Raw genomic sequence first — 26717 nt, 5'->3', positions numbered from 1 at the left:
TAGGCAACGGAAATAATCTGATTAAAAGGGAGGTATCATGCAAACCACCCATTAGTGACAGCACAAAACTTACAATTCAGAGCATATTAGGAAAAAATTCCTCTTTGCTTCATCAAACAGATTTTTTCTTCAAATTTCTTTTTGCAATTTCCTAAAAAGTGCCTTCAAAGCACCACTCAAATTACTTCAAAAAACCAAAAAATTTGATATTTTGATGATCATAGAGAAATTGTAAGCGCCTATCACACCCCTTCTTCAGGAGAAAATTTAAGTATTTTATAACTCTATATCAAATAACAATTCAAAATCTGCACCTTATCATCATCATCTTTTAAGGCAATAATGGCGAATCTGAAGGATGAAAAACTTGTCATTTTCACCATCGATCCGAACAGAACAATTTTTTATCAAAACATTTTATAATCCCCCCACTTCTTCAGAGATATGAAATTTCACTCCGTTTGTTACCTTTGTCTTTTGCAGCAAACAAATTAATTACTTCTCTATGCAGATTGAAATACCCAATCTTAATATCTATATAAACATATCTTTACCAAGATGGATAGTCTCTTTCTAAAAGCGGATGTTTTGAAATGATATTTTTTACAAAACATCTTCATTTTAGGCACATTGAAAAATTTTTAACGCTATAAAATATTAAGACATTATAAAATTCTTCTGCGAATTTATAAAAAATGAAATATCCATCAAATTAATGAAAGGAACAATATGAAAGTATTGAGAAAAATGCCGACAGAACATGAACGTGTTTCAGAAACCAGTACAAAAGTTACACCAGTCTTACAAGGTGGTGAACTTGAAAAAAAAGTAAAAAGAAACAAAAAAAAGATTTCTTATTTACGATAACGCCCCCATTGTCTTATGCAACGAGAACGCAATATATTTAAGGATGTATCCAATGAATAAAAAGAGAAATCTGTCCGCTTCTTTTCATGCGTTTCTTGGGGGAACATTAGGGTGTGTTGCTATCAAACTGCTTACCATTTCACTCCTTGTTGGCATCGTGCTGAATTTTCTTGGATGGACGCCTCGAAGTCTCGTGCGAACAATAACAGAATTTTTTAAATCTTTATGGAAAACAGGGTTTATAACGCTTACAAACTTCTTCCATATGACCATGATGGGAGCCATTATTGTTGTCCCTATTTTTCTTTTTTTACGCATTTTAAATAAAAAATAAAGGCTTCTGTCTTCCCCTTGTGCTAGTCTTTTCGAAAAATCAGTCGACATAAAAAGCCTGTACTAATAGCTACAATCACCGCAACAATACCATATAAAAAACTGTGCTTGTGCGCTGCATGAAATATTGTATAAGCAATATGCGCTTTAACGATTTCAAGAGTCGTAGTCGCACTATCAAGAAACTGCCCATCACGGAAAAGATAAGCACGAGCTTGATAATGTCCAACTGGAGTATTGGCTGGCAACCGAAAATGTGCTGTAAAAAGCGCACCAGAACCAAAGCGAACGCCACCTACTTCCTCATAATAAAGATTTTTAGCTTTTTGCGATTTTATAAGTTCATCACGAAAGATTTTAACTTTCTTCTGATCTTGTTCATCCGTTTGCAGTAACAAATAGGATAATCCTAACCCCAAGCGTTTATAATCTTTAACGTTAGCAATATCATCAATTTCACGCGTTGTGACCATAGAATAAAAGAGAGGAACATTTTTAAAAATAAGGGAATCTGCGTTAACCCACACTCCAGCATTACGTTTCTTTTCCCGCATAACCATAGGCCGAGCTTGCCCCTCCAAGCTTACAATAATATCATAACGATTTTGTCGAGAATATAATGGATCGATATTTTCCAAAACACCAGCAATATAAAGATCACGACCATCGAAATGTGCATCAACCGTAATCCTATTTGTTGTTATAATAATTTGGATAGTTTCATGATTCACTTGATCAACAAATGGAGTGTTTTCCCTAACATGTGCCCACGTAGAAAAAGAGAGCATAAAAAAGCAGTTTGCAACGATGAAGAAAGAAAAGAATCTACCCATTGTTATCTCATCAAAATATCCAGAGAGAAGAGATTATCAGGACGTACAAATAATTGAAAAGCAAGACGCATACATACAATCAACACCAAAAATGCGAGCGCCATACGTAATTGTTCAGCCTTTAATTTTCGTCCAGCTCTTGTTCCATATTGTGCACCGATACTTCCCCCAAGCATCAACAAAAAAGCCAAAACAATATCAACAGACTGATTACTCACACTTTGTAAAATGGTAGTGAAAGAAGATACAAACGTAATCTGAAAAAGGGAAGTTCCAATCACCACACTGGTTGGAACACGTAGAAGGTAAATCAGTGCCGGTATCATAAAGAACCCGCCACCAATGCCCATAATGGAAGACAACAAGCCAACAATGAGACCAATTGTTAAAACTGGAATGATGCTGACATATATCATTGATGTGCGAAAACGCATTTTTAACGGCAAACGATGGATCCAGTTATGTCTACCAGCAAGACGAACATTGACTTTTTGTGACTTACGTTGGCGCATCATATCGCACCAACTTTCAATAATCATCAAACTTCCTACACTCCCTAGGAGAACCACATAAAGAAGTGAAATTATGAGATCTAATTGTCCCATTTTTTTCAAAACAGAAAAAATTTGAGTTCCAAGGATAGAACCAATTCCCCCTCCAACCGCTAAAAGCAGGCCAAGTTTAATATCCAGAGTGCGTCTTCTAAAATGTGTAATAGCGCCGGTCACAGATGATGCAATCATTTGATTAGCACCTGTTCCAACAGCAATAGCAGGAGGTATATTATAAAAAATCAATAAGGGGGTAATAAGAAAACCACCACCAATCCCAAAAAGACCTGAAAAAAAACCAGCCACAACTCCCATACCAATCAAGATCAGCATGTTGAGCGACATTTCAGCAATTGGTAAATAAATACTCACTTACAGAACCTTTAAAATCATTTGAGGTTTTTGGATAATTCGAAAGCCCCTCTCTAATAATCCCCTACTTCAATACTCTTTGTTGCGTATTTTAAAAGATAATTTTAAATATCATCCATGCTTTTGCAAAATTATGAATGTGCAAAACACCTTACATCAATGCTCCTAAATCATAAAATGAAAAAGAGCTCCTCTTAAAAAGCTATAAAAGCATATCGTTGTCGCTGCCATAAATACAATGATTAAAAAACAAAGAAAGACTTTTTTTACAAGATAACGCAAAAGAGAAAAACGACTCTGAGACTCTGTCTTTAAGGAAAGAGACAATTCATTTTCATTGCTACGACCAAATTCTTGAACATAAGAACATCTTTCCTCTATTTCAGAATGCCCCACAAGCTTCTCAGTCTCTTTGAAGGAAGGTTTTATGAGATCTGTTGGCAAAGAGCTTTTATTTTCTTTTTGCAACAAGTTTTTAACATTTTTCTGGCCTTGGGTTGTGCATTCTTGCCCTGAAAAGTTCAGTGCTTCTTGAAGCAATAAACGCTCTTGTTTTTCCTCACATGTCATATCAGCAAGTTTCTGCACAACAGAATCGAGCGACTTTGAACGAGACATATGTTGTTTTATCACTGCTCCTTCTAGATTTCTCTTTTCGTTTTGCAAATTCTGAACAAGCGATTTAATCTCCCCCAAATGCTCAAAAAGTTTTTTTTCTCTTTGGCAGCGAACGTAGTACTCAGCCAAAATTGCTCGACTGATATCATCCAAATAAGATTTAAAATGCGCTTCTACAGAACTTTGCGATACCAAAGGACGCGGTAAATGTTTCCTCTGCATTTGTGCATAAACAGAGCGTAATTTTTTAGCAATGTCCGACATTGTTATTTCAGTAAATGTATCCTCCCTCTCTTTTTGCTCCACAACAAAAAAGGAAGGATTATCTTGCTTAGCCTGCTTTATAGTCTGACTCTTCCTCTTCAAAAACGCTACCCCTCATTATATTGTCAAATGCTACGTCTCACTAATTTTCTGTAAAGAATCGTATAGATAATTGAAAATAGTGCTCTATTTTAGTAAATAGAGCTTTAACAATTTCTCAAAATACTTATGAGTGGTCTTTGATTTTAGTACTTTCAAGATTTAAATTGAAAAGTCATTTCTCCATTTTTGTTTTTTTCACTCTTTTTCCACTGCATTAAAGTCCTATGACTTATTGTAAACAGTGTATAGGGAACTTAAAAGGATCTCTTCATTTTTGTTGCTCTAATACTATTTACTATTCCGTATCTTTTTTATTTTAAATTCTTTTAAAACTATGATGAGAATATCCATTAAAAATGAACAGACTTTTTGTTCAAGCGAAGATAACAATTATTAAGGCATACAAAAATAAAAGAACAATGATAAACAGAAAATTTAAGAAAAATCATATAATGATTGCGTAAGATTCCATCCTAAAAAATTTGGTTCCTTATGAAGATTACTATAAACTTGTAATCATACAAACGAAGAGGATTACTATGAAAATAATTGTCGCTGTCAAACGTGTTGTTGATTATAACATTAAGATACGCGTCAAACGCGATGGTACAGGTGTTGATCTCTCCCATGTAAAAATGTCTATGAACCCTTTTGACGAAATCGCCGTGGAAGAAGCAATTCGTCAAAAAGAAGCTGGGAAAATTTCAGAAGTTGTTCTTGTTTCAATTGGACCAGAAGCCGCACAAGAAACTTTGCGAACAGGACTTGCAATGGGTGCCGATCGAGCACTTCTTGTAACAACAGAAAAAACACTTGAACCCTTAACAATTGCTAAGATTCTTAAGGCTATTGTTCATGAAGAAAAAGCAGATATGGTTTTCTTAGGAAAACAAGCTATTGACGACGATAACAACCAAACTGGACAAATGCTTGCAGCTCTTCTTGGTTGGGGACAAGCAACTTTTGCCTCACATTTAGCCATAGAAAACGGTCACGCAACAGTCATCCGCGAAATAGATAATGGTACACAAACTATTCGCCTCCCTCTTCCTATAGTTATGACCGCTGATCTGCGCTTAAACGAACCGCGTTACACTTCTCTGCCCAATATCATGAAAGCAAAAAAGAAACCTATGGAACAAAAAACACTTGCTGATCTTGGCATAGACACGCGAGCGCGCTTAACGATTCTTAGCGTTGAAGAGCCGAAACCCCGTCAATCTGGTGTCAAAATAGCTAGTGTCGCAGAACTTATAAATGCACTAAAACAAAAAAAATGCATTTAATATTCTAGAAACAAACGATCAAAAGTATAATACTGTATAAAAAGGTAAAAACGTATGGCAATTCTTTTATTAGCCGAACAAAAGATAGAGGAAACAGCAAAAGCACTCACCGCAGCTTGTGCAATCAACGATGAGATTGATATTTTAGTTTGTGGAACGAACGTTCAAGCAATCGCCGAAAACAGTTCTAAACTTTCTGGTGTACGGCAAATTCTTGTTGCTGAAGCTGATTATTTAGCACATCATCTGGCGGAACCTATGGCAAATACAATTGTCAAACTTGCAAATGACTATGATGTGATCATGGCTGTCTCTAGCAGCATCGGCAAAAATGTCATGCCACGTGTAGCTGCTCTTCTTGATCTTATGCAAATTTCAGACATTGTTGCTGTTCTTGCACCAGATACCTTTAAACGACCAATTTATGCAGGAAATGCTCTCGAAACTGTACGCAGCAATGATCGTAAAAAGGTGATAACAGTTCGTACAGCCGCCTTCCCTCCAAGCGCTTTTCAAAATAACACGGCTCCCATTAAAACAATAACACCAGCTCCTAATCCAAACCTTTCATCTTTCATAAAAGCAGAAACCAATAAAAGTGATCGTCCTGATCTTACCTCAGCACGTGTTATTATATCAGGTGGACGTGGTCTTGGATCACAAGAACAATTTATGGAACTCCTTCTCCCTCTTGCAAACAAGTTAGATGCAGCTTTAGGTGCTAGCCGTGCAGCGGTTGATGCTGGCTATGCCCCTAATGATTGGCAAATTGGACAAACAGGCAAAGTTGTTGCTCCTGAACTCTATATCGCTGTCGGGATTTCCGGCGCAATCCAGCATTTAGCTGGCATAATGGATGCACAAATTATTGTAGCCATCAATAAAGATGCAGAAGCCCCCATCATGCAAATCGCTGATTATGCCGTTGTAGGCGATCTTCATCACATTATTCCTGAGTTTGAGAAAGCTTTATAAGTCATGAATGCATCTTTGCATCAGCAACGTGAAAGTATGGAATTTGACATAGTAATTGTCGGAGCAGGACCTGCAGGACTTTCCGCAGCAATTCGTCTAAAACAAATTAATCCCGAACTTTCTGTCACAATCGTGGAAAAGGGGAGCGAAGTTGGTGCTCATATTTTATCTGGAGCAGTTGTTGATCCCATAGGCATTGATACACTCCTGCCAGAATGGAGAAATGAACACGACCATCCCTTCAATACACCTGTCACCAGCGATCAGTTTTTTTTTCTAAAGCCAAAACACGCCACACTATTTCCCAATATTTTTCACCCTAAAGCCTTATCAAATAGCGGATGCTATATTGTTTCACTCGGCAATGTTTGTCGGTGGCTAAGCAAAAAAGCTGAAGCACTCGGCGTTGAAATCTATCCTGGTTTTGCCGTATCTGAAACAATTCAGAACGATAAGGGAGCCATCATTGGTGTTCTCACAGGTGATATGGGCATTAATAAAGACGGAACGCTTGGAAAAAATTATATGCCTGGAATGACTTTATTGGCAAAATATACTTTAATTGCAGAAGGAGCACATGGCTCAATTGCTAAACAACTGATACAAAAATTTGATCTTAGTAAAAACCGTGAACCACAGAAATTTGGGCTTGGACTCAAAGAGCTCTGGGAAGTTGATCCGCAAAAACACAAGTCTGGTTTAGTTCAACATTTCGTAGGTTGGCCCTTAGACAATAATACCGGAGGCGGAGGTTTTCTTTATCATCAGGAAAACAATTTAATTTCTGTGGGCTTTGTTGTCCACTTAGATTATAAAAATCCTTATCTCTCTCCCTTTGAAGAATTTCAACGTTTTAAAACACATCCCAAACTCTATGAAATCTTCCAAGGTGCAAAACGCCTTTCCTATGGTGCACGTGTCATTAGTGAAGGTGGTTGGCAATCTGTTCCAAAACTCACATTTCCTGGAGGAGCACTTATTGGTTGCTCTGCTGGTTTTGTTAATGTTCCTCGTATCAAAGGCTCACACAATGCTATCTTATCTGGCATATTAACAGCCGATAAAATTGCTGCAGCTCTCGCACAAAGTCGCTCCCACGATGAAGTCAAAGAAATCGAAGAACATTGGCGAAAAGGTCCCATTGGTAAAGACCTTTATAAAGTACGCAACGCCAAACCACTTTGGGCAAAATACGGCACAAAATACGGGATTAAGCTTGCTGGCTTTGATATGTGGTGGCAACAGCTTTTTGGCTTTTCTTTATTTAAAACACTCTCTCACGGAAAAGCAGATTATGCATGTCTTGAACCAGCAAAAAATTTTAAACCCATTGCTTATCCAAAACCAGATGGTGTAATCACCTTTGATCGCCTTTCCAGTGTTGCACTTTCCAATACGCATCATGAAGAAAATCAACCATGCCATTTAAAAATATCCTCATTAGAGGAACAAAAAAACTCTGAATATGCAATTTATGCAGGACCTTCTACTCGCTATTGCCCTGCCGCTGTCTACGAATGGCTAAACCACCATGATCAGATAACTTATGTTATCAATGCTTCAAATTGCATACATTGTAAAACCTGCGATCTCAAAGATCCCAACCAAAATATTAATTGGACTTGTCCGCAAGGCAATGAGGGTCCACTTTATCTGAATATGTAATCATTGTTCATTCCACCAAAATGAGAACGTAAAAAGACACACTCAACAAGAGTGTTTCCTCTCAAACCAGAGCCTCTTCTGAATCCTTGTAAACACGCATTCTTTCACGATGCAAAACCTGTTCTATCACCCCTCTCGCAAAAAATACCTTTAACCACCGCAACTTGTTCATCAGAAAAATCTATAACATACTGTTTTAAAATGATTTTTATCTATAAAAACAAAATAATGAGAATAAAAACTTTGACCGTTATGCTATAAAGATGTAAACTCTCACCCTTCTCTACCCTTTCTTTTTTATTTAGCTTCACGTCCCTTCAAAAGCTCCTCAGCAATCTCTTTGAGATAAATGAAGATTGCGCAACACTTCATGCTTTTACTTCTCATTCTATCTCTCATGAAGAAAACAACATACCAACATTATGCAGGCCCTTTTACAAACTTTATAAAAGATGCCTAAAGTCCTCCTCTCTGCCCTTCTCTATAAAGAATAGAACGAAAGATTCACGAAGCGTAACCATCTTTTACATTTATGGAAGTAAAAGCCAACACGACCATTCGATTTGTGCACTTAAAATGTTGCGCTTATTCTTACACAATTAAATTGATTGATAAGAAGCATATTTTCCACCTTTTTAAACATTTGCTTATCGATATGTGGATTCTTTTTATAACGCACAAGCAAATATTTTTTATTCATGCTTAAGAAGGGTTAAAATAAAAAAACTTTCTGACTTCAATGTTCTCATTCAAGTTGAAAATAATGAATTATCTTCATAAACCAACTTATGACTTTAGAAAAAGTCCTGAAGATCAATCTTCTTACTCTTAGAATATCTATAGTAGACAATTTGGTAGAGCACGTCCAGATGATTCTCAACAAATGCACCAATATTTTTCTCATTGAGTTCAAAAAATATAAATCCAACATTTTAATGAGGAAACGAAGTCTTCATTTTTTGCAAAGTAGTTTCAAGAGCTGTTATTAAAGCGTTTTTCCCCCCTTGGAGAGAAAAACAGTTCGACAAAAGTTCATTTGTTCCTCCCTTTGTTGAAAACTCTTTCTCAAGAAGTGCAAAATCAAGAGAGTCAAGACCATCTGTTGCTATAATTTTACGCATTTCATCGGTAAGGTTTACAAACATCATAGCAAGAAAATCCGCTGCTTGCTCTTTCTTGATCCCTTGTGTTATAAACCATTGATATGCTGTTTCTATAAAATTAAAGTAAACCCCCATGAGTGAACCAGCTGTCATGAAAAGATTAAACTGCTCTTCTGCATCCAACACCAATGTTCCCCCCAACGCATCAAATAAACGACGTAAAAAGGGATGATCAGGATAAATCGGCGTCAAATTTTTACATTCTGCGACAAAAGGAAGTGGAACAGCACGGTAAACCTTATGATTGATCCACTCTTCAACGTGTGCTGCTTTTGCCATAGCAAGGACGGAAACAACAAGCTGTTCACAACGAAAATGAAGAGAGCTTAAAACCTCTTCGGCAACTTGGTTAGGCAAACAAAGAAAAACACAATCACTCATATCTAGCAGTGCTTGATTATTTTCAGCAATAATAACCTTATCATACTTAGACGAAAGACGCTCTGCAATTTGCGTATTGCGAGGTGAAATGATAACAGAAGGGACATCAAAAGCGCTTTTCATTAAGCCATCAATCATTGAAGCGCTAATTTTACCTGTTCCCAAAAAACCAATTTTCATTTCTATTCCTTGCTTTTATCATGCTAAAGGACGATTATCGACAGCTCATAGGTTTTAACGAATTAACTTACATAAACAGTAATTGAAGAAGCAACACATAACATAGCAAGAATAACCAATCCTAAATAAACTTTAGGTTTATCAAAGAGAACCGCAAAAGCGGAAAACCAACCAATGATAGCAGCCGCTAGTGCAAATAAAAAACCTGGTTTACTCATAAGGACAATATGCATTGCCATTAAACCACCAATAATCAGTGCTCCAAAAATAATCAATAAACCCGTTGCAAATTTTTCATAATCGTCCATATTTTACTCCTTATAACACTCAAATTGTGACGTACTTTCCTAATCCATCCGTCTATAAAAACGAAATGCTTCCCATTTACCATGATTAAAACGATAGAGGAACTTTTATTTATCAGATGTAAAAAATGCAGGAATATGCCGCGGAAAACGCCACGGTAAAATCGCAATGAGATCAAAGCGTACACATAAAAAAGCATGATCTTTTTGTCGTGCTAGCCAAATATCAGCTGCTGCCTCAATACGCCTCTCGTTCATTCGAGAAACCGCCGCCATTGCTTCAGCTAAGGTTGAACGTGCTTTGACCTCAACGATTAAAACAAGATTTCCACGCCGTGCGATTAAATCAATTTCACCACACTTTGTTTTAAAACGCATTTCAGCAATATGAAATCCTTTGAATCGTAACCACCAAGCCGCCCTTTTTTCTGCACGAATACCTCGATAAAAAGACTTTTGTCTGCGCTCTTTTTGCATAAGCTTATGCATCCTTCAAAAAAATCAACCGTTGGAAAAGTTCTTGCTTTTTTAAGCCAGTTTTCTTAGCCGCCAAAGAGGACGCTTGAGCTGCAGAATGTGTACGTGCAAATTCTAATAACATTTCATCAATTTCTTGATTACTCATCACTTTCAAAGAGGAAAGAGCCGCCCCGATAAGCACAACAATTTCCCCACGAATATGAGCCTGTTGCCTGTAAATTTCCAACAAATTAGCTAAATTGGAAACATCTATTGTTTCGAACTTTTTTGTTAATTCACGACAGATTGCCGCAGGGCGATCAGCCGAAAAAACAGAAACCATATCCTGTAAAGTCTCAACAAGACGATGCGGAGATTCATAAAAAACTAAAGTCGCAGGGATAGTTTTCAATTGTTCCAAGCGCTTTTGACGCTGAGTCTTTCGCGCACTTAAAAAACCTGCAAAGAAAAAGCTATCGGTAGGAAGCCCCGTCGCAACAAGAGCGGCTAAAAGAGCTGAAGCACCAGGGATCGGAATAATTTTGTAACCAACTTTGCGTGCTTCTTCTACCAGTCGAAATCCAGGATCAGAAATAAGTGGTGTGCCAGCATCTGATACAAGTGCCACGCTTTTATTTTCTGCCAAAATTGCTAATAACTTCTGCCCTGCCTTTTGTGCATTGTGTTCGTGATAAAGAAATGGGGTTTTCTGAATACCATAGCGTTCCAATAAAACACGCGTTACTCGTGTATCCTCACACGCTAGAATATCAACACCTGTCAGAACTTGCAAAGCACGAAGAGTAATATCTGCTAAATTTCCGATAGGGGTTGATACGAGATAAAGTGCTGGTTCTATGACAGGCGCACAAAAAGCATGGCTACCTATAAAATATGTTTTTTCACACATACTCTTCTTTCACCATCAAAAAACCTTTCTTCATCAACTCTTACCAAACCCCTTACCCGTGCGCATCATCTATTTCTGCTTCTGCCAATTTTGTTGTCACCACCAAAGAATAAACCGCTCGAATAAGCGCTTGCCATAATAAAATGATATGCGTCAATACTACAATTTTCTCAGTGTCATAACGCATTTTCAATTATCATTACACTTCCAATAGGATGAATTCACAGCGTACCAATCCCACATCAGTCCCTATAATTTTGTAGAAACCTTTTCTTCAAAAACCGAAACAAAACTTTATTCATTTCTGTATCTTAAGGTTATCCAGCCTTTTAAAGAGCTAAATTTTCCAAATGACTTTTATAGCCCGTATTTTTAAAATCAGCTCCCCTTTATCGATGTCAAAACCGTCGGTCTAAGCAAATATGAATCGCTCCTTCTCAACAACAATTTTCTGCGTTATTTTGAATAAACATGACTCTTTAGCAACGCAACACCTCCTGTTGCACAATGTTCTCCGCAACTTATACAATAGCATAACCAATATCCAAAACTTCATAATGAAAAAGACGTTTTTATACCTACATCAAACTCTTTAACCAATCGTCCCCTCCTCCAACAAAAGCAACAAATAACTTATGTTGATAAAAAGATATTACTAGACTGAACATATTATCACCCATTGTACGATAAGCTTTTTCGTTTATTTCACATCTGTAAGCTTTAACACCCCAATAAAAAATCCATGTCTTAATAATTCCTGATGTTTTTAACTATGTATTTTAACAATCCGTCTGAGAAAAACGTGAATTTACAAAAATCTATTTTTTATTTGATTAGCAATCGCACGATAAAGCTTAGCATGCTCCTCATCAGGCTTAGCAACAAAGATTGGCACACCGTCATCTGAAGAAGAACGTAAAGCTGCATCAAGCGGCACTTCCGCTAAGAAAGACATCCCTCGTCGTTCCGCTTCTGCTCGCGTACCACCATAACCAAAAATATCGTAACGTTTTCGCGTATCAGGAGCAATAAAATAGCTCATATTCTCAATGAGCCCTAAAATGGGAACATTGACTTTCATGAACATTTCTATCGCTTTACGCGCATCAACCAAAGCAAGATCCTGTGGAGTAGAAACAATCAATGCACCCGTCAACTGCACTTGTTGAGCAAGGGTCAATTGTGCATCGCCTGTCCCTGGAGGCATATCAACGACTAAAACATCAAGAGGTCTCCATAAAACATCTCTGAGCAATTGTGTTACAGCCGCCATTACCATGGGACCACGCCATACTACTGGCTTTTCCTCCTCAATCAAAAAGCCCATCGACATCAATTTAAGTCCGAATTTTTCAAGAGGTTGAAGTTTTTTCTCATCAATGAGTTGTGGTTTTTGATTAACGAGCCCTGTTAAACGTGGCAAAGATGGACCATAGATATCCGCATCCATCACCCCTGTTTTGAAACCAGAAGCTTGTAAAGCAAGAGCGATATTGATTGCCATTGTAGATTTGCCAACCCCCCCCTTTCCAGAAGCAACGGCAACCACATGCCGAACACCTTCTACCGGCATTTTTACAGGCAATGCATGTGTTTTACGTTTTGGCATAGAAAAAACTGTATCTCGCTGCTTCGAAGAAGATGTCATTGGTTTTTTTTCTGCCGTAAGTGTGACAACAACAGATTCAACCCCATCCATAACACATACCACCTCTTCAGCAGCACGACGCAACGACTCCCATTCTTGCACACGTCCATCTGGAACTGTAATGGAAAAGAAAACTTTTCCATGAGCAATCAATATTTCTGAAAGAAGCCCCGATGATACAATATCACTCTCAAAATCCGGTCCTTTTATTTGACATAATGCATTGCGAATAGCTTCGCTTGTAATAGGACTCACATTCTTTCCTCTCGATAAAAACTCCAAAAAATAGAGCAATAAGGGCGAAAAAACTCTAACTTAACCACCTAAAACTTTCCACTTTATCAGAATTGTAAAATGCAAATATCTTATACCATATCTCTTGTAAAAAACGAAACAAACCTCAAATAAAAGTCTCGAGCATAAAATCCTATTAATCAGAGTTTTTCCGATCATTTTACGTATATTTAAAAAACTTAAAAAAACAAAATTGAGCGAAATTCTTAATGTGAAACAGAGCCTTTATCAAATTATACAATTTTAATGAACACTTTTAATACTTACTAATCATGCAAAGAAAATAGCTATAAACTTGACCATTGAAATCAGTAATTATTTTTCTTAACTTTTTTGAAAGTGTTACGAACAAAAGACCTCTATAGCACGGAGTTTTTTGTATTTTTTAAAGAGAGAGAAAAATAATCTGAGATTGACTTTTTTTATATTTTTCCTTATTGGAAATAATGATCGTATGATAGAATATAAAATTATTCATCTAGCGTATGAATTTGCCCATAGAATTAAGAAGGGCCGCACTCCGCGGTATTTAAATAAATGAAACGTACTTACCAACCATCTAAACTGGTCCGTAAACGCCGCCATGGATTTCGTGCACGTATGGCAACAGCTAGTGGGCGTAAAGTTATCGCCGCAAGGCGTGCTCGTGGACGTAAGCGGTTATCCGCTTAAATGTTTAATTTAACCATTTACATTTTTGCAATAATTGAAGTGTTCGTCATTTCTTCATTGTGAAGTTTTTGTTATAAATCCCGATGCCTGCATTTGCAGGCATTTAGTGAGGTTGCGAAGCGTTCTTTTATGAAAAAAAAACATCCCTGCCGTATTCGCAAGAGAGCGGATTTTTTAGCAGTACGCACAGGAGAAAAGCGACGGGGTCCTTTATTTTTGCTGGAAGTTAAATCTCATGAACAAACAGCAGAAATAAAATCTCCTCCTGTTGCGCGTGTGGGTTTTACAGTTACACGTAAAAATGGCAATGCTGTTAAGCGTAATCGTATCAAAAGACGTCTCCGTGAAGCAGTACGAGTTGGGCTTATAAACAATATGGAAGCAGGAACAGACTATGTCATTGTAGCACGTCCTGATGTGCTTCATGCCCCTTTTAAATCTCTAATTAGCGAACTAAATCGACGAATAAAACCAAAAACAAGACACCAGCAACGGCAACAGGGTAGTACAAATGGAATATAACCGCAATTTCTTTATCGCCATTGGATTGTCTTTCGTTGTGCTTGTCGCATGGCAGTTTCTTCATGTAATTCCTAAACAGGCTGAATTACAAAAACAAAAAGCAATTGCACAGCAATTATCAAAACAACAATCAGTGCTTTCCACTCCTACGACAGATTTTTCTGATGCTTCACCAACGCAGGGATCATTATCTATCATTAATCATAAAATGACTCCTGAACTGCGAAATGCTGTATTAGCTAAAACAAATCGCATTGCCATCAAAACTGGAGAACTTGAAGGTTCTATTAATCTTGTTGGTGCACAATTCGATGATCTTCACCTCAAAAAATATCGTCTGACAGTAGACAACAAATCACCGGAAATCGCTTTATTGAATCCTAAAGGATTCACAACGACCTACCTTGCTGAATTTGGTTTTACAAGTTCATCTTTGCCAGTAAAGGCCTTGCCACAATCTGATACACAATGGCAAATAGAGGGTGACAATACAATGCTGACCCCTTCAACACCCATCACGCTAATTTATAATAATGGACAGGGTCAAATTTTCCGTCGTATTCTTTCTGTTGATGACCACTATATGTTTACCATTGAGGACTCTATCAGCAATGAAACAGATAAACCAATATATCTCTCATCTTATGCCCGCGTTGCACGTGCAGCTCCACCAGAACATACAAATGCTACATATTTGCTTCATGAAGGTATGATAGCTATTGCTGGTGATTCACTCAAAACTGAGAAATACAAAAAATTAGCAGAACTTGATCCAAATCCTGATAATGGTCAAAAAAGTATGACTTTTTCTAAAGTAACAGGAGGTTGGATTGGTATTACCGATAAATATTGGGCTGTAGCAGTTATTCCTCCACAAGATAAAGAATATACAAGCCGCTTTATTTATTTTGATCGCTTACAAACACATTATCAGTCCGACTTATTAGGATCTCTCTTAACGATTGCTCCAAAGGAAACAAAAACCGTTACAAATCGTCTGTTTGCTGGTGCAAAACAAGTTGAAATCATTAATCACTATCAAAATGATCTGAAAATTAAGAAGTTTGCTCTCTTAATTGATTGGGGTTGGTTTGATTTCATCACCAAGCCAATGTTTTCACTCATTGATGTTCTTTATAAACAAACAGGAAATTTTGGTATTGCCATTCTTCTTGTCACGGTACTCCTTAAAACGCTTCTTTTCCCACTGGCAAATAAGTCCTATAAATCTATGGCACGTATGAAGCTCATACAACCGCTGTTGCTGGAAATAAAAGAAAAATATCCAAATGACCGTACTAAACAACAACAAGCAATAATAGAACTGTATAAAACCGAGAAAATTAATCCTCTGGCAGGATGTTGGCCAATGTTGGTTCAATTTCCAATATTCTTTGCTCTTTATAAAGTCCTCTATATTACAATTGAAATGCGACATGCACCTTTCTTTGGTTGGATTAAAGATTTAGCAGCGCCCGATCCGACTTCTCTTTTTAACCTATTTGGCTTCTTGCCATACGCAGCTCCAACATTTCTTATGATTGGTGCATGGCCTTTGATCATGGGAATAACAATGTTTCTACAAATGCGTATGAATCCAGCTCCTCAAGATCAAACACAAGCTATGATCTTCACATGGATGCCTGTCATATTTACCTTTATGCTGGCTTCTTTCCCTGTTGGTCTTGTCATCTATTGGGCATGGAATAATATATTGTCGATTATTCAGCAAGGCATCATGATGAAACGTCAAGGAGCTAAAATTGAGCTTCTTGATAATCTTAAAGCTCTCTGGCGAAAATCTCCTAAAAAAGAAATACATGAATGATAAAATGTTCTTCTCTTTCTGGAATTTTTTCTTGCAATTGGATTTTTATTCGTGGTGTACCAAAAATACATTTTCTGCCACCAGAAGGCCCCCCAGAAATTGCATTTGCAGGACGTTCTAACGTTGGAAAATCTTCTCTCATTAACGCACTTATTCAACAAAAAGGCTTAGCACGTACCTCAAACACACCAGGACGTACACAAGAACTTAATTATTTTGTACCTGATGGTTTCAGTGGTCAACCAGGAGATCTTCCCCCTTTTGCTCTCGTAGATATGCCAGGTTATGGTTTTGCCAAAGCTCCTAAAAATCTCGTTGATGCATGGACACATCTGATTTTTAGCTATTTACGGGGGCGCACAACACTGAAACGTGTTTATATTTTGATTGATTCACGCCATGGAATTAAAAAGAATGATGCAGAAGTTCTAGACCTCCTCGATAAAGCAGCCGTTTCGTATCAGATTGTTTTAACCAAAAGTGATAAAATAAAATCGGATATCCTTGAAAAATTAACAATAACCATAAAAACACAGCTTCTCAAACGTCCCGCAGCTTTTCCTGAACTTCTTGTAACATCTTCAGAAAAAGCATTCGGTTTGGAAGAATTACGTACTGCCATTTTACAAACGATCGCAGTGTAATCTTTTTGTCCTTAAGACTTTATTAAACATAATTACTAGCTTCTGCTAATAACCTTGTACTTCTCATAAAGTGTCTTTATAAAAATTTCCGTTACTTGAAAGAATTCTCATCAACTCTATTTGATAACATAGATCATGCTGACACTTTTTCACTCTCCTTTATCCTCTGCTTCCCGTTTCATACGCCTCATTCTTGGAGAATATGGTATAGCTACTCAACTCATTGAGGAACATGAGTGGGCCAGAAGACATGAATTTCTTGCCCTAAATCCAGCGGGTCATGTTCCCGTTCTTCTTGACGAACACGAGGTTCCAGTATCAGGAGCTATTGTTATCTGTGAATATTTAGATGAAACACATGGAAGTTTACGACAAGAGAATAAATTCTTTCCGGAAAATCCTTTAGGTCGTGCGGAAGTACGCCGTCTCAATGATTGGTTTTTAAATAAATTTGAAACTGAAGCTACGCGTCATATTGTAAGAGAACGAATCTATAAACGCGAAATGCCGCTCACCCTTGGCGGTGGTGCTCCCAATTCACAAATCTTACGCAATGCCCGCGCCAATATTCTACCCCATATGAACTATCTCAATTGGCTTTGTGCTTCTCGTGACTGGTTAGTCGGTTCCGAATTATCCTATGCCGATTTAGCAGCAGCAGCGTCTGTTTCTGTGCTTGATTTTCTAGGAGAAATTGACTGGGAACAATCTCCTGCCACCAAGGACTGGTATATGCGAATTAAATCGCGACCTTCTTTCCGTTCTCTTTTAACAGATCGCATTCGAGGAATTGTAGCAAGCCCTCATTATACAGATCTTGATTTTTAAGCATTTTTCCTAGCAAATCAAAGTAATCTTTAATATCATACAGAATAAACCTCTACACCAATAAAATCTTATGCAATTTTATAGAACATATAATGCAAAATTGATTTATAATTTTACACCAGAAATGAAATCCTAAATACAAGAACCTTCTTTCATTCTAGCCCTATTCTATGATGAATCAAAAGAGGGTTCTTCTACAATAGAGAGCGTATGAATAAAAATCATTTAGGAAAGAATTTAAAATACTTTATAAATCTGAATCCTCTTAATGCAAAAGCTATAGCAATATCGGATGTGAATAAAAAGAATAATGCTGCTAATTTGTTTCCTATCAGCTACAGTTAACAAGCTCACTCTATAATATCACATTAACAAAAACATTTCTCATCATGTCCTTTGTATAAATTGCTAATCCTCCCTGCCCATAACTAAAGAAGCAAAATTTTCTCTTATAAGGAAAAGAAACGTTGGAAAGAAAGAGAGAATTTGCCTATACTACAAGAAGTAAAGTTGTCATGAGGAGAAGCACATGCGCCTTACAGTTGTTGGTGCTAATGGAAGAATGGGACGAGAGCTTATTGCAGCCATCCAGCGGAGGAAAGATGTAGAACTTTATGCCGTGCTTGTGCGTAAAGGATCGCCTTTTGTAAATAAAGATGCCAATACACTGACTGGTTCAGATACCCTTGGTGTTCGTATCACTGATGATCCCGAAAGCGCTTTTTCTAACACAGAAGGTATTTTAGATTTCTCACAGCCACAAGCTAGTCTTCTTTATGCCAACTATGCTGCTCAAAAAGGTGTTGTGCATATTATTGGCACAACGGGATTTAGTAAAACAGAAGAAGTACAAATTGCAAATTTTGCAAAATATACGACTATTGTAAAATCTGGAAATATGAGTCTTGGTGTTAATCTTCTAGCAAACCTTGTAAAAAGAGCGGCAAAAGCACTAGAATCTGATGATTTTGATATTGAAATTTATGAAATGCATCACGCAAGAAAAGTTGATGCTCCTTCTGGAACCGCCCTTCTTCTCGGACAAGCGGCAGCCGAAGGTCGCAATGTTATGCTACAAAATGTGTGTGTCAGCGAACGCAGTAACCATACAAGTAAACGCGAAAAAGGAACAATTGGCTTTTCCTGTTCACGAGGTGGAACAGTTGTTGGTGACCATAGCGTCACTTTTGCTGGCCCAAATGAGCGCGTTGTTCTTTCACACGTAGCGCAAGAGCGCTCTATCTTTGCTAATGGCGCCTTAAAAGCAGCCTTATGGGCAAAAAATCAAGAAAATGGTCTTTATACAATGCTTGATGTTTTAGGACTGAACGATGAACTTTAAACAGTCAATATAACGCAGGAAGTTCGCGAATGAAACGCACACTCGTACTCATCCGTCATGGTCAAAGTGAATGGAATCTCAAAAATCTTTTTACTGGTTGGAAAGATCCCAATTTGACAGAAAAAGGTCATGCAGAAGCAATAGCAGCAGGAAAAAAACTTAAAGAAACTGGTTTAAAATTTGATATCGCGTATACATCCGCCTTACAGCGCGCGCAAAAAACGGCACAGCACATTTTAGAACAAATGGGACAATCAGACTTAGAACTGATAAAAACCCCCACGTTGAATGAACGTGATTACGGTGATCTCTCTGGTCTGAATAAAGATGAAGTACGCCAACAATGGGGAGAAGAACAAGTGCAAATATGGCGTCGCTCCTATACGATTGCTCCTCCGAATGGAGAAAGCCTACGTGACACCGGTGCCCGTATTTGGCCTTATTATCTTTATCATATCCAACCATATATTTTACGCTGTCAAACTGTTTTGGTCGCAGCACATGGCAACTCTCTTCGTGCTCTCATTATGGCGCTTGAAGGTCTAAACAGTGAAGAGATTATCTCTCAAGAATTAGTAACGGGTATTCCTATAATTTATACATTTAATTCTGACTCAACAATTTTTTCAAAAACAATCATTACTCCTTAAATTTCTGAAGTTATAAAAGACTTTAGGAAATTGCCCAGAAAGTCGAGTGTAATTATTTTGAACTGAAGAATAAATTCCATAATTTTATTGACAGAGATGTTTCACAAGCTTAGATGGATTTTAAGCCCAGATGGCGGAATTGGTAGACGCGCAGGTTTCAGGTACCTGTGCCGCAAGGCGTGGAGGTTCGAGTCCTCTTTTGGGCACCATTTTATTTCTTTAATATATTGAAATGTATAATCTTTTTCTTTTAAAAGCTAATTTCAGACCACCTTTTAGACCACCTTCTACAATTTATACAACTTTATCTATATTGTTGTTATTTGCTCCTTATTTTTCTTTGGAGTGAATGCCAAAATCTCTTTCTTTCTCCATCTCACTGCTCTCCCTAGCTTATAGGGCTCAGGAAACACCCCTTGAAGAACCCAATTGCGAATCGTTGTGGTTGATACGCTAAAGAGTTGTGCACATTCGCGTGTTGTTACATATCTATCGCCATCATCAAATATCATCTCGTTACCTTTCACTCTTTTATATTACATAAATGGGTGGGGGTGCTGGGAGGAGAGAGCACCCCCATAGGGTTAAGCAGCTTTTGTCAAGATCTGTTTCATGTCTTGCTCTATCTCTGCTAAAAAGACCTCGACTGCTTTATGAATCTCTTCAATTTGTGCATCATCACGCTGTACCCGTTTGATTTTCATGCGTAAGTGAGATGATCTTCCTACAAATTGTGGATTATAACTAATGAAATCACACCATTTGCGTCCTGTGCAAGCCATTTGGAATTGCATCTGCGCGTGATATTCAGGCTTAATCTCATTATAAAGGAAAAAGTGCAAATGCGTTCTTGATTGTGGGCATTTAACTTCAACTAAACCATCCTCACCAATCAAACCATCAGGACTAGCCCCCGCCATTGCCATGGTAGGATGTGGTATAAAGCCGCATTTTATAACATCGGCATCATAAATGAATTCATATTCTTTCAGAGCGTCCTCTTCATGTTCAATACCCCATTGCATAGACGGTGTTATATAAGATTGGCTTATTTCTCCTGTTAAGCGTTCTGTCATGAGTTTCATTTTGTAGTCTTCATATTTGCTTGTCGGCAAACCTTTTGCTGTCTTACTGAGTACATTATAAACATTAGAGGCTGTGACTTTCCCTAATCGCGCTTGAAACCATTCTGCTGTTCTTTGTTCCATATCACACCGCCGTTTGTTGTTGTGTTGATACCATTTGCTTATTCTGTTTATCTTTTAAAAGGTGCAAAATGGTTTGCGCGCTCTGATCAGAGATATCGTCAAGCTTTTCGACATTCGCATAAGAAAGTATCTTTTCTTCTTCTACCTTTGTTTGTAGCATAAGCCTTCTGATTTCATTGATCTGTTCTGGAAAAGCCGGTTTTTGAGGCATATTCCCATCTTTATCGTCTTCTTTACTTGCGACATTAAGAAGCATGCCTAAGAGATATCTGCGTGCATAAGTGATAGTAGAACCAAGAGATTGAATGTTATTTTTGCTTCCTTGTCCATCAATTGGAAATGTTCCTTCTGTTGAGATTTGATTGCCTGAAGGATGAGACAGAGTTATTTCTATGGTAATGTTTTTTTCTGTTTGATTTTTAATATGAGAAAACAAAGCGAAGCGGTGTTTTGCAAGAGTGTCCTTTACAGCGTCAATATACTGATCAAGCGTTGCATATGCACTCTTTGTATGGCTGTTTTTAGCATTTTTGGTGATTGTTTGATATTCGATTTGCATAGCCGAAAGATCATGGATAAAGCTCTGATGGTTCTGTCTTTTTATTTCTTTTTCTCTTAAATCAAGAAGACGTTCTAAACGGTCCATGTCGACATCACTTTCTAAGGCTTTATTTAAAATGCGTTCCATAGCAGTTTGTTCAACGTCTAAATGTTGCGTTTTTTCAACTTCTGTTAGGTTCGTGTTTTGTTCACTCATCTTGATTTCCTCCATTGCGCGCAATTCACCCGTTGCGTGAATCACGCTTGCGTTAAAATGGTTGTTGTTAGAGTTCTGTTTCTAAAAGCTGTGTGATATTGACCACCTCCCCGCCTTTAAAGACGAGAAGATGACGTTATAACTAAGCAGCTTTCACGATAGATCTTGCTAACACTTGTTTAGCTTCTTTGATTAAAGCTTTGTATTGCCTGTTTTCTTCGTCTACTCTAAAAGCATCAATAAGACGCATATGAATTGGACCTAAAAGATACAAAACTTTTTCACCAGCGTTCATACCCTCCCAATAGCTTGGTAAAGCAAAGCGTGTATCACTATCATAATCAACAGCTTTGTTTCTTAACTTTTTCTCACACTCAATAAAGTAACGACGAGCTTGCCTGCCTTTCTCATTGCGTTCGACCATAGAAAGTTCTTTCGCCATGTCTAATGTGAGATGATAGTCTGTGACTGTAACAGCTCTAGATTTTGCGCTCCCCAATTTTGGGGACCGCAAATCTTGTGTTTTTATGAAATCATTTCCCTCTTCAAATTCGTATTGATTAATACGGTCCTTAATCCATGTCGTAAAATCACGACCTACCTCTAAAAACGTATGTAATTCACGTGCATTAACGGTTTTGACGGTTTCACGGTCAATAATTTTCTCTGATATTGTTATGAGAATGTTCATTATGAACTCCTTACTACTTAGACGTTTCTTAATGACACTCAAAAAGAGTGCCGGGTGCTAAGAAACACGGTAGTAAGTCCGTCGTTATGCTTTTCCCATAAAGAGTATTGTATGGCATAACTACACCCGACAAATCTCTTGTACGCCACAAGCATACAATGAGTCAAAGCCTTTAAATTTGCGGAAGATTGGTTATTTCGGCAACCAACCCGCTTACTATCAAGGTGTTTCTTAGGCACCTGATTCGACAATAGACATAATGACATTATCTTGTCAAATAAAAATTTAGCAAACCAACGCAAATAAATTAGGTTTATTTTATCAAACAGCTTATATTTCTTTTCCATGATGGTCATCCCTTAATGCACGCTTTGTCTTTTAAGTTCTTGAGAAAGCACACCAATGCCTTTTGTTGTGATTTTTGCTGAAGGAATGACTTTATTTATTCCGCCAGAGGTTTGAATAGTGATGGTAGGACAATCCATCAGACCTTTTTGGATTTTGTCTTGATAAGGCAACAGGTGCCCACTTGCCATGCGTCGATAGACCCAACCCTTTTGCTGTAAGAAGAGAATGAACTGTTTTGGTTGCATTTCGAGTATTTTAGCAACTTCAGTAAGACCGAAGAGCCCCTCATGGCGCTGTAAGCTTTCAAGAGCCATTGCCTTTGGTTTTAATTCAGCAATCATATTGTCTTTTTGTTCATTCTCATTTTTGAGATAATTTAAAACCCCTAACATGACTTGTGGACTAGAGTAATCGATTTGCGGTGCCACTACTTGCTGTTCTAATTGTTGCCACCGGTCGATTATCTTTGCTCGCAAGGCAGTACTATAACCTGAGACAAGAATTAAACATTCACGCTTGGGAAGATTATAACAATTTTGAGGTCTACCTTGTGTGTCTAAATAGGTCAGCCCAAATTTGGACCGACCCCCTTCATAGTATAATTCTTCAAGCATTTGCCTAATATCACGCATAACGTGTTTATGCTGTTTACCACACAATTCTGCAATTTCACGACTCGACATGGTTTGAATGGCTTCGTTCTTAAAAGCATTTTCTGCTGTTGTGACAAGATTATGCATGCCTGCGCTCCATTTGTTATGATATTTGAAAGAAGGAAAAGGAGGCGTCTAGAAAAAACGCCCTCAGAGTTTAAATCACGTCACAAAGACGCAAACGGTGTTGTTCTTCATAAGTACCGTACATTTTATCTTCATATTCACGCTGTTCGATATCGTCTAAAAACACACCGTATGCTGTGCTATGTAGAATAAAGTCATGAGGTATTATTCCGTAAAAACACTGTTCTTCACGTTCTCTAAGATAGGATTCTGCAGTATCTTCAGAAATATCTTCACAACTGTTTTCAGAAGGATTTATGCGAAAGATTTTTATGGCATCATCTGCCTCGTCAATCATTTCTAAAACTTGGCTTTCATCAAGTGGACCAGAATGCCCAATGTGTTCATCATCACAGATAACTAATAAAATTTCATCGGAATTAATAAGAATTGGCTTATCCATAATTTCCCCTCCCTGATGCCTCTTGGCAATCTCTTGTGTTTGGTTTATATAATTACTTATACGCAAATGTATAAATATAAGCAAGCAAAAAATTACATATATTTCATTTTTTTTCATTTTCACTTAAATGCTATCTTCAAAAATAATAGAATCAAAAGCTTTACTGGGATTATTTCATAAGTGGACGATAAGATTTGCGTGGTAGTATTGCAACTATTTCTCCAACCCATTTTATCTTAGCATTTTTAATGGGATCTGCATTCCATGATTTGAGTACAACCCCCTCTGAAGAACGAGAAATTTGTTTGATAAATCGCCTATTATCTTCTGTTAGAACAACAACTTCATCACCGTAATAGTCGCTTACTGGCTTTGTTTGCAGATGTTTAACTACGATTAAGTCCCCATCTTTATACACAGGAAACATAGAAGTTCCACGAACCATGAAACCTATTGCTTCAAAAGGCAAATCAAATGGTATTTCAATTGTTTCAAGCCCATCTTCTGGGATTTGCTCAACATCGGTATCAATCTCTAACCCTGCCCCTACATACCCCATAATAGGAACAAGTGTAGTAATTTGATTATAACCCTTTAAGCTTTTATAAAGTTCTAAAATTGCGTCTCTGTGTGAACCTCTGGGATCAGATTCACTTCCTAACCATCTTGATACGGTTGCTTGGGTTACATTTAGTCTATCAGCAAGATCTTTCTGATTAAGACCAAACTCAGATTGCAATACTTGCAATGTCGCAATGATATTTTTCGTCATAATTAGTTACTTATGATTTTTTAAATTAAAAAAATCTATTGTTTTTTTTATTATATACTATACAATTGCGTATATGGTTAAAATAAAGGACTTAACTCAAATGGACACAGAGGGAAAATTTAAGGTTAAATCTATCCGAAAGTGTTTATCGCTAACACAAAAGGAATTAGCAGATATTTTAGGTGTTAAGCAAGCTTCTGTTTGTCGTTGGGAACAAGGCAAAGGACTATCTTTAAAGAGTTATTTAAAATTGCAACAATTGAAAGACAGCGCTGTTTCTCGTTCTGCTTTTATTGTTGCTCCTTTATCTGACAACAAACACCACCAACCCAATTCACACTCTTAAAGAAGAAAGATTAAGAGATGATAGATGAACCACAGATCACTATAAGTAAAGTCCAGTTGATTGATCTTGTTAATAAGATTGGAGAGGCAACCATATATTATGGTGTCCGTTCGCCTCAAGATACATATTTTGAAACAAGCATAGATTCCTCATCAACAGATTATCTTTCCTATATGCTACATAGTATCTTTACGCGTGATGATAGAAATTATTTTCCGTTATTGCCATACGATGATTTTAGTCAATGGTTTTCATCTGTTTTTACGCAAGCTTTTACAACTTGGTTTGATAATTATTTTTCTCAAGAGTTGTTATCTTTTTATCGCTTAAATGATCTGATCTTGTTTATGATCTCAGTCAAAGATAAGCTTGATCTCTTAAGGTTTGATCTCTTAAGGGATGAAGTCATCAAAAAAAGAAACGAAACTAATAAATCTTAGCATAAAAATATTTGCCTAAGTGAATTAATCCAATTTTTTAAAGTCTATGAGGTTGGTTTGTGTAGTTACAGTCATTGTTGTTTCTGGTTGCAGTGGGGATGTGTGGGTAATGATTAAAGTAACTTGGTCTTTTATATTTTCTTCACGCGCTGCTACAAAAATAAGGATTCCTGTGTACTTATCTTCTGAGGGAGCTATAGAAATATTAACACTGATTTCTTGTCCCGTTCGAAAATCCTCTGCTTCCTCACAGCGGCCGCGTGATTTGTGTGATATTGGTTTGGCATCAGGATTAACATATGATGATTGCATTTGCCGCCATCCTGTTTCAGGTTTGTATATGATGCCATATCCAAGAATAAAGCGAGAACCATCTTTTAGCTTTATATTTAAAACGTGGATGGTAGTTTGTGCATTGTTTTTTATCTTTAAACAAAGAAGCGTCCACTTGCCTTTTGTTGGCAAATGGGGTCCAGTTATATATATGGAAGGTGGCGTTCCTAAATCCTCTATTCTTTTATTATCTAACAAAATTTTAATATGTTCTTCTGACCATTTGGCAAGATCTTTTGTCGATATCGCTTGCTCTTTAAGGGCTATCGTCTGTTCTTGGCTTTCTGCAAATTGCTTGGTTATCCATTCTCTATCTTCTTCTCGTTTTTTTGCAGCTTTTTCTAAATCATCTTTGCGGATTTTGGCTGCTTCTTTACGGTCTTTATATCTTAAAATAAGCGCTACTAAAAGTGATCCGATAAATGACAAAAAACCTGTAAGAAATATCTTTATCCATTCTTGCATCTTTCCCCTCCCTACTTTTTTAGAATCGTTGGGAGGTTACTTTTTTACAAACATTTTTTCAAGACAGCCAATCACAACGCGCTCTGTCATAGCACACATATAAATACACAACAGCCTTAAGGGGGGAATATGATCACTAACGCACCAACCATTCTTTGCCTTGATCTAGGTACCAAAACGGGCTGGGCAATACGTGGTGTGGATGGTCACATCTTTAGTGGAACGGTCAATTTTCAATCACGCCGTTTTGAAGGCGGGGGTATGCGTTATTTGCGATTTAAACAATGGCTTACAGAAATGAAATCAACCGCCGGTGGTATTGATGCCGTGTATTTTGAAGCGGTGCAACGGCATATTGGTACATATGCAGGACATGTTTACGGTGGTTTGTTAGGGATATTAACAGCTTGGTGTGAACATCATGAGATACCTTATGAAGGCATCCCTGTTGGCACAATTAAGAAGGCAACGACAGGAAAAGGA

General features: G+C 37.4%; 32 protein-coding genes and 1 tRNA gene. 16 read left to right on the top strand and 17 right to left on the bottom strand.

Annotated elements, in window-relative coordinates:
• Nucleotides 1–729: 729 nt before the first annotated feature.
• Together AC0QT4_RS07860 and AC0QT4_RS07855 are read left to right on the top strand one after the other, a co-directional pair.
• Nucleotides 730–867: a hypothetical protein gene (locus AC0QT4_RS07860; RefSeq protein ID WP_473201157.1), complete on the top strand. Its 138-nt coding sequence runs from the start codon at nt 730–732 to the stop codon at nt 865–867.
• Between the two features lie 52 nt (nt 868–919).
• A complete protein-coding gene (locus tag AC0QT4_RS07855) occupies nt 920–1201 on the top strand; it encodes a DUF6460 domain-containing protein (protein ID WP_473201156.1) in 282 nt (93 codons plus the stop codon).
• A 22-nt stretch (nt 1202–1223) separates the two neighbouring features.
• Here the strand turns inward: AC0QT4_RS07855 and AC0QT4_RS07850 are convergent, their stop codons facing one another.
• The 3 genes from AC0QT4_RS07850 to AC0QT4_RS07840 all read right to left on the bottom strand — a co-directional run bounded on the left by AC0QT4_RS07850 (nt 1224) and on the right by AC0QT4_RS07840 (nt 3940).
• Nucleotides 1224–2033, bottom strand: coding sequence for a TIGR02186 family protein (locus AC0QT4_RS07850; RefSeq protein ID WP_473201155.1), 810 nt, complete (start codon nt 2031–2033; stop codon nt 1224–1226).
• 2 nt (nt 2034–2035) lie between these two features.
• The gene (locus AC0QT4_RS07845; protein WP_473201154.1) at nt 2036–2956 is read right to left on the bottom strand and encodes a sulfite exporter TauE/SafE family protein; all 921 of its coding nucleotides are present in this window, start codon (nt 2954–2956) and stop codon (nt 2036–2038) included.
• Between the two features lie 165 nt (nt 2957–3121).
• Nucleotides 3122–3940, bottom strand: coding sequence for a hypothetical protein (locus AC0QT4_RS07840; protein WP_473201153.1), 819 nt, complete (start codon nt 3938–3940; stop codon nt 3122–3124).
• Between the two features lie 539 nt (nt 3941–4479).
• Between AC0QT4_RS07840 and AC0QT4_RS07835 the strand changes: the two genes are divergently transcribed.
• From AC0QT4_RS07835 to AC0QT4_RS07825, 3 genes are read left to right on the top strand one after another with little or no spacing between them, the layout of a single operon-like run.
• Complete coding sequence (locus AC0QT4_RS07835; RefSeq protein ID WP_473201152.1) at nt 4480–5226, top strand: electron transfer flavoprotein subunit beta/FixA family protein; 747 nt, start codon at nt 4480–4482, stop codon at nt 5224–5226.
• Between the two features lie 54 nt (nt 5227–5280).
• The gene (locus tag AC0QT4_RS07830; protein WP_473201151.1) at nt 5281–6201 is read left to right on the top strand and encodes an electron transfer flavoprotein subunit alpha/FixB family protein; all 921 of its coding nucleotides are present in this window, start codon (nt 5281–5283) and stop codon (nt 6199–6201) included.
• A 3-nt stretch (nt 6202–6204) separates the two neighbouring features.
• Complete coding sequence (locus AC0QT4_RS07825) at nt 6205–7866, top strand: electron transfer flavoprotein-ubiquinone oxidoreductase (protein WP_473201150.1); 1662 nt, start codon at nt 6205–6207, stop codon at nt 7864–7866.
• Between the two features lie 932 nt (nt 7867–8798).
• On the opposite strand, the gene AC0QT4_RS07820 is transcribed toward AC0QT4_RS07825, so the two are convergent.
• The 6 genes from AC0QT4_RS07820 to AC0QT4_RS07795 form a co-directional block, all read right to left on the bottom strand.
• Nucleotides 8799–9590, bottom strand: a complete 792-nt coding sequence (locus tag AC0QT4_RS07820) for a pyrroline-5-carboxylate reductase (protein WP_473201149.1) — start codon at nt 9588–9590, stop codon at nt 8799–8801.
• Between the two features lie 62 nt (nt 9591–9652).
• Nucleotides 9653–9898, bottom strand: a complete 246-nt coding sequence (locus AC0QT4_RS07815) for a hypothetical protein (RefSeq protein WP_473201148.1) — start codon at nt 9896–9898, stop codon at nt 9653–9655.
• A 105-nt stretch (nt 9899–10003) separates the two neighbouring features.
• Nucleotides 10004–10372, bottom strand: a complete 369-nt coding sequence (locus tag AC0QT4_RS07810) for a YraN family protein (RefSeq protein WP_473201147.1) — start codon at nt 10370–10372, stop codon at nt 10004–10006.
• 4 nt (nt 10373–10376) lie between these two features.
• Nucleotides 10377–11264, bottom strand: a complete 888-nt coding sequence (gene rsmI / locus AC0QT4_RS07805; protein ID WP_473201146.1) for a 16S rRNA (cytidine(1402)-2'-O)-methyltransferase — start codon at nt 11262–11264, stop codon at nt 10377–10379.
• 52 nt (nt 11265–11316) lie between these two features.
• The gene (locus tag AC0QT4_RS07800) at nt 11317–11451 is read right to left on the bottom strand and encodes a hypothetical protein (RefSeq protein ID WP_473201145.1); all 135 of its coding nucleotides are present in this window, start codon (nt 11449–11451) and stop codon (nt 11317–11319) included.
• Between the two features lie 621 nt (nt 11452–12072).
• Nucleotides 12073–13167 carry an Mrp/NBP35 family ATP-binding protein gene (locus AC0QT4_RS07795; RefSeq protein WP_473201144.1) on the bottom strand — a complete coding sequence of 365 codons (1095 nt, stop codon included), beginning with the start codon at nt 13165–13167 and terminating at the stop codon, nt 12073–12075.
• A gap of 576 nt (nt 13168–13743) precedes the next feature.
• On the opposite strand from AC0QT4_RS07795, the gene rpmH reads away from it, so the two are divergent.
• From rpmH to AC0QT4_RS07755, 8 genes are all read left to right on the top strand, one after another.
• The gene (gene rpmH, locus AC0QT4_RS07790) at nt 13744–13878 is read left to right on the top strand and encodes a 50S ribosomal protein L34 (protein ID WP_011181069.1); all 135 of its coding nucleotides are present in this window, start codon (nt 13744–13746) and stop codon (nt 13876–13878) included.
• 129 nt (nt 13879–14007) lie between these two features.
• A complete protein-coding gene (gene rnpA, locus AC0QT4_RS07785) occupies nt 14008–14400 on the top strand; it encodes a ribonuclease P protein component (RefSeq protein WP_473201143.1) in 393 nt (130 codons plus the stop codon).
• Entirely contained in the window at nt 14390–16228 is a 1839-nt protein-coding gene (gene yidC / locus AC0QT4_RS07780; RefSeq protein ID WP_473201142.1) for a membrane protein insertase YidC, read from the top strand. Before rnpA ends, yidC begins: the two co-directional genes overlap by 11 nt.
• A complete protein-coding gene (gene yihA, locus AC0QT4_RS07775; RefSeq protein WP_473201141.1) occupies nt 16225–16872 on the top strand; it encodes a ribosome biogenesis GTP-binding protein YihA/YsxC in 648 nt (215 codons plus the stop codon). The genes yidC and yihA overlap by 4 nt, the downstream gene beginning before the upstream one ends.
• 135 nt (nt 16873–17007) lie before the next feature.
• Nucleotides 17008–17700 carry a glutathione S-transferase family protein gene (locus AC0QT4_RS07770; protein WP_473201140.1) on the top strand — a complete coding sequence of 231 codons (693 nt, stop codon included), beginning with the start codon at nt 17008–17010 and terminating at the stop codon, nt 17698–17700.
• 529 nt (nt 17701–18229) lie between these two features.
• Nucleotides 18230–19042 (top strand): 4-hydroxy-tetrahydrodipicolinate reductase, encoded by an 813-nt coding sequence (gene dapB, locus AC0QT4_RS07765; protein WP_473201139.1) that lies wholly within the window; start codon nt 18230–18232, stop codon nt 19040–19042.
• A gap of 29 nt (nt 19043–19071) precedes the next feature.
• A complete protein-coding gene (locus tag AC0QT4_RS07760) occupies nt 19072–19692 on the top strand; it encodes a 2,3-bisphosphoglycerate-dependent phosphoglycerate mutase (protein ID WP_473201138.1) in 621 nt (206 codons plus the stop codon).
• Nucleotides 19693–19816: 124 nt separating this feature from the next.
• A tRNA-Leu gene (locus AC0QT4_RS07755) sits at nt 19817–19901 on the top strand.
• 99 nt (nt 19902–20000) lie between these two features.
• Here the strand turns inward: AC0QT4_RS07755 and AC0QT4_RS07750 are convergent.
• The 7 genes from AC0QT4_RS07750 to AC0QT4_RS07720 all read right to left on the bottom strand — a co-directional run bounded on the left by AC0QT4_RS07750 (nt 20001) and on the right by AC0QT4_RS07720 (nt 24650).
• Nucleotides 20001–20204, bottom strand: coding sequence for a helix-turn-helix transcriptional regulator (locus AC0QT4_RS07750; RefSeq protein WP_473200413.1), 204 nt, complete (start codon nt 20202–20204; stop codon nt 20001–20003).
• A 72-nt stretch (nt 20205–20276) separates the two neighbouring features.
• Nucleotides 20277–20900, bottom strand: a complete 624-nt coding sequence (locus AC0QT4_RS07745; protein WP_473201137.1) for a lambda exonuclease family protein — start codon at nt 20898–20900, stop codon at nt 20277–20279.
• A gap of 1 nt (nt 20901) precedes the next feature.
• The gene (locus AC0QT4_RS07740) at nt 20902–21657 is read right to left on the bottom strand and encodes an ERF family protein (RefSeq protein ID WP_473201136.1); all 756 of its coding nucleotides are present in this window, start codon (nt 21655–21657) and stop codon (nt 20902–20904) included.
• 142 nt (nt 21658–21799) lie between these two features.
• Complete coding sequence (locus AC0QT4_RS07735) at nt 21800–22348, bottom strand: antA/AntB antirepressor family protein (protein ID WP_473201135.1); 549 nt, start codon at nt 22346–22348, stop codon at nt 21800–21802.
• Between the two features lie 359 nt (nt 22349–22707).
• Nucleotides 22708–23436, bottom strand: coding sequence for a Rha family transcriptional regulator (locus AC0QT4_RS07730; RefSeq protein ID WP_473201134.1), 729 nt, complete (start codon nt 23434–23436; stop codon nt 22708–22710).
• 70 nt (nt 23437–23506) lie between these two features.
• Nucleotides 23507–23878, bottom strand: coding sequence for a hypothetical protein (locus AC0QT4_RS07725; RefSeq protein WP_473201133.1), 372 nt, complete (start codon nt 23876–23878; stop codon nt 23507–23509).
• A gap of 169 nt (nt 23879–24047) precedes the next feature.
• Nucleotides 24048–24650 carry a S24 family peptidase gene (locus AC0QT4_RS07720; RefSeq protein ID WP_473201132.1) on the bottom strand — a complete coding sequence of 201 codons (603 nt, stop codon included), beginning with the start codon at nt 24648–24650 and terminating at the stop codon, nt 24048–24050.
• Nucleotides 24651–24750: 100 nt separating this feature from the next.
• Between AC0QT4_RS07720 and AC0QT4_RS07715 the strand changes: the two genes are divergently transcribed.
• On the top strand, nt 24751–24996 hold the full coding sequence (locus AC0QT4_RS07715) for a helix-turn-helix transcriptional regulator (RefSeq protein ID WP_473201131.1): 246 nt from the start codon (nt 24751–24753) through the stop codon (nt 24994–24996).
• Between the two features lie 17 nt (nt 24997–25013).
• On the top strand, nt 25014–25436 hold the full coding sequence (locus tag AC0QT4_RS07710; protein WP_473201130.1) for a hypothetical protein: 423 nt from the start codon (nt 25014–25016) through the stop codon (nt 25434–25436).
• A 24-nt stretch (nt 25437–25460) separates the two neighbouring features.
• Here the strand turns inward: AC0QT4_RS07710 and AC0QT4_RS07705 are convergent, their stop codons facing one another.
• Nucleotides 25461–26234: a hypothetical protein gene (locus AC0QT4_RS07705; protein WP_473201129.1), complete on the bottom strand. Its 774-nt coding sequence runs from the start codon at nt 26232–26234 to the stop codon at nt 25461–25463.
• Between the two features lie 129 nt (nt 26235–26363).
• On the opposite strand from AC0QT4_RS07705, the gene AC0QT4_RS07700 reads away from it, so the two are divergent.
• Nucleotides 26364–26717 (top strand): hypothetical protein (locus AC0QT4_RS07700; RefSeq protein ID WP_473201128.1); only part of this gene is annotated, 354 nt, incomplete at its 3' end.

It is taken from the genome of Bartonella sp. EBT8 (assembly GCF_055796165.1).
The sequence above is the reverse complement of the archived record's forward strand: the minus strand, read 5'-3'. Positions and strand labels throughout refer to the sequence as shown.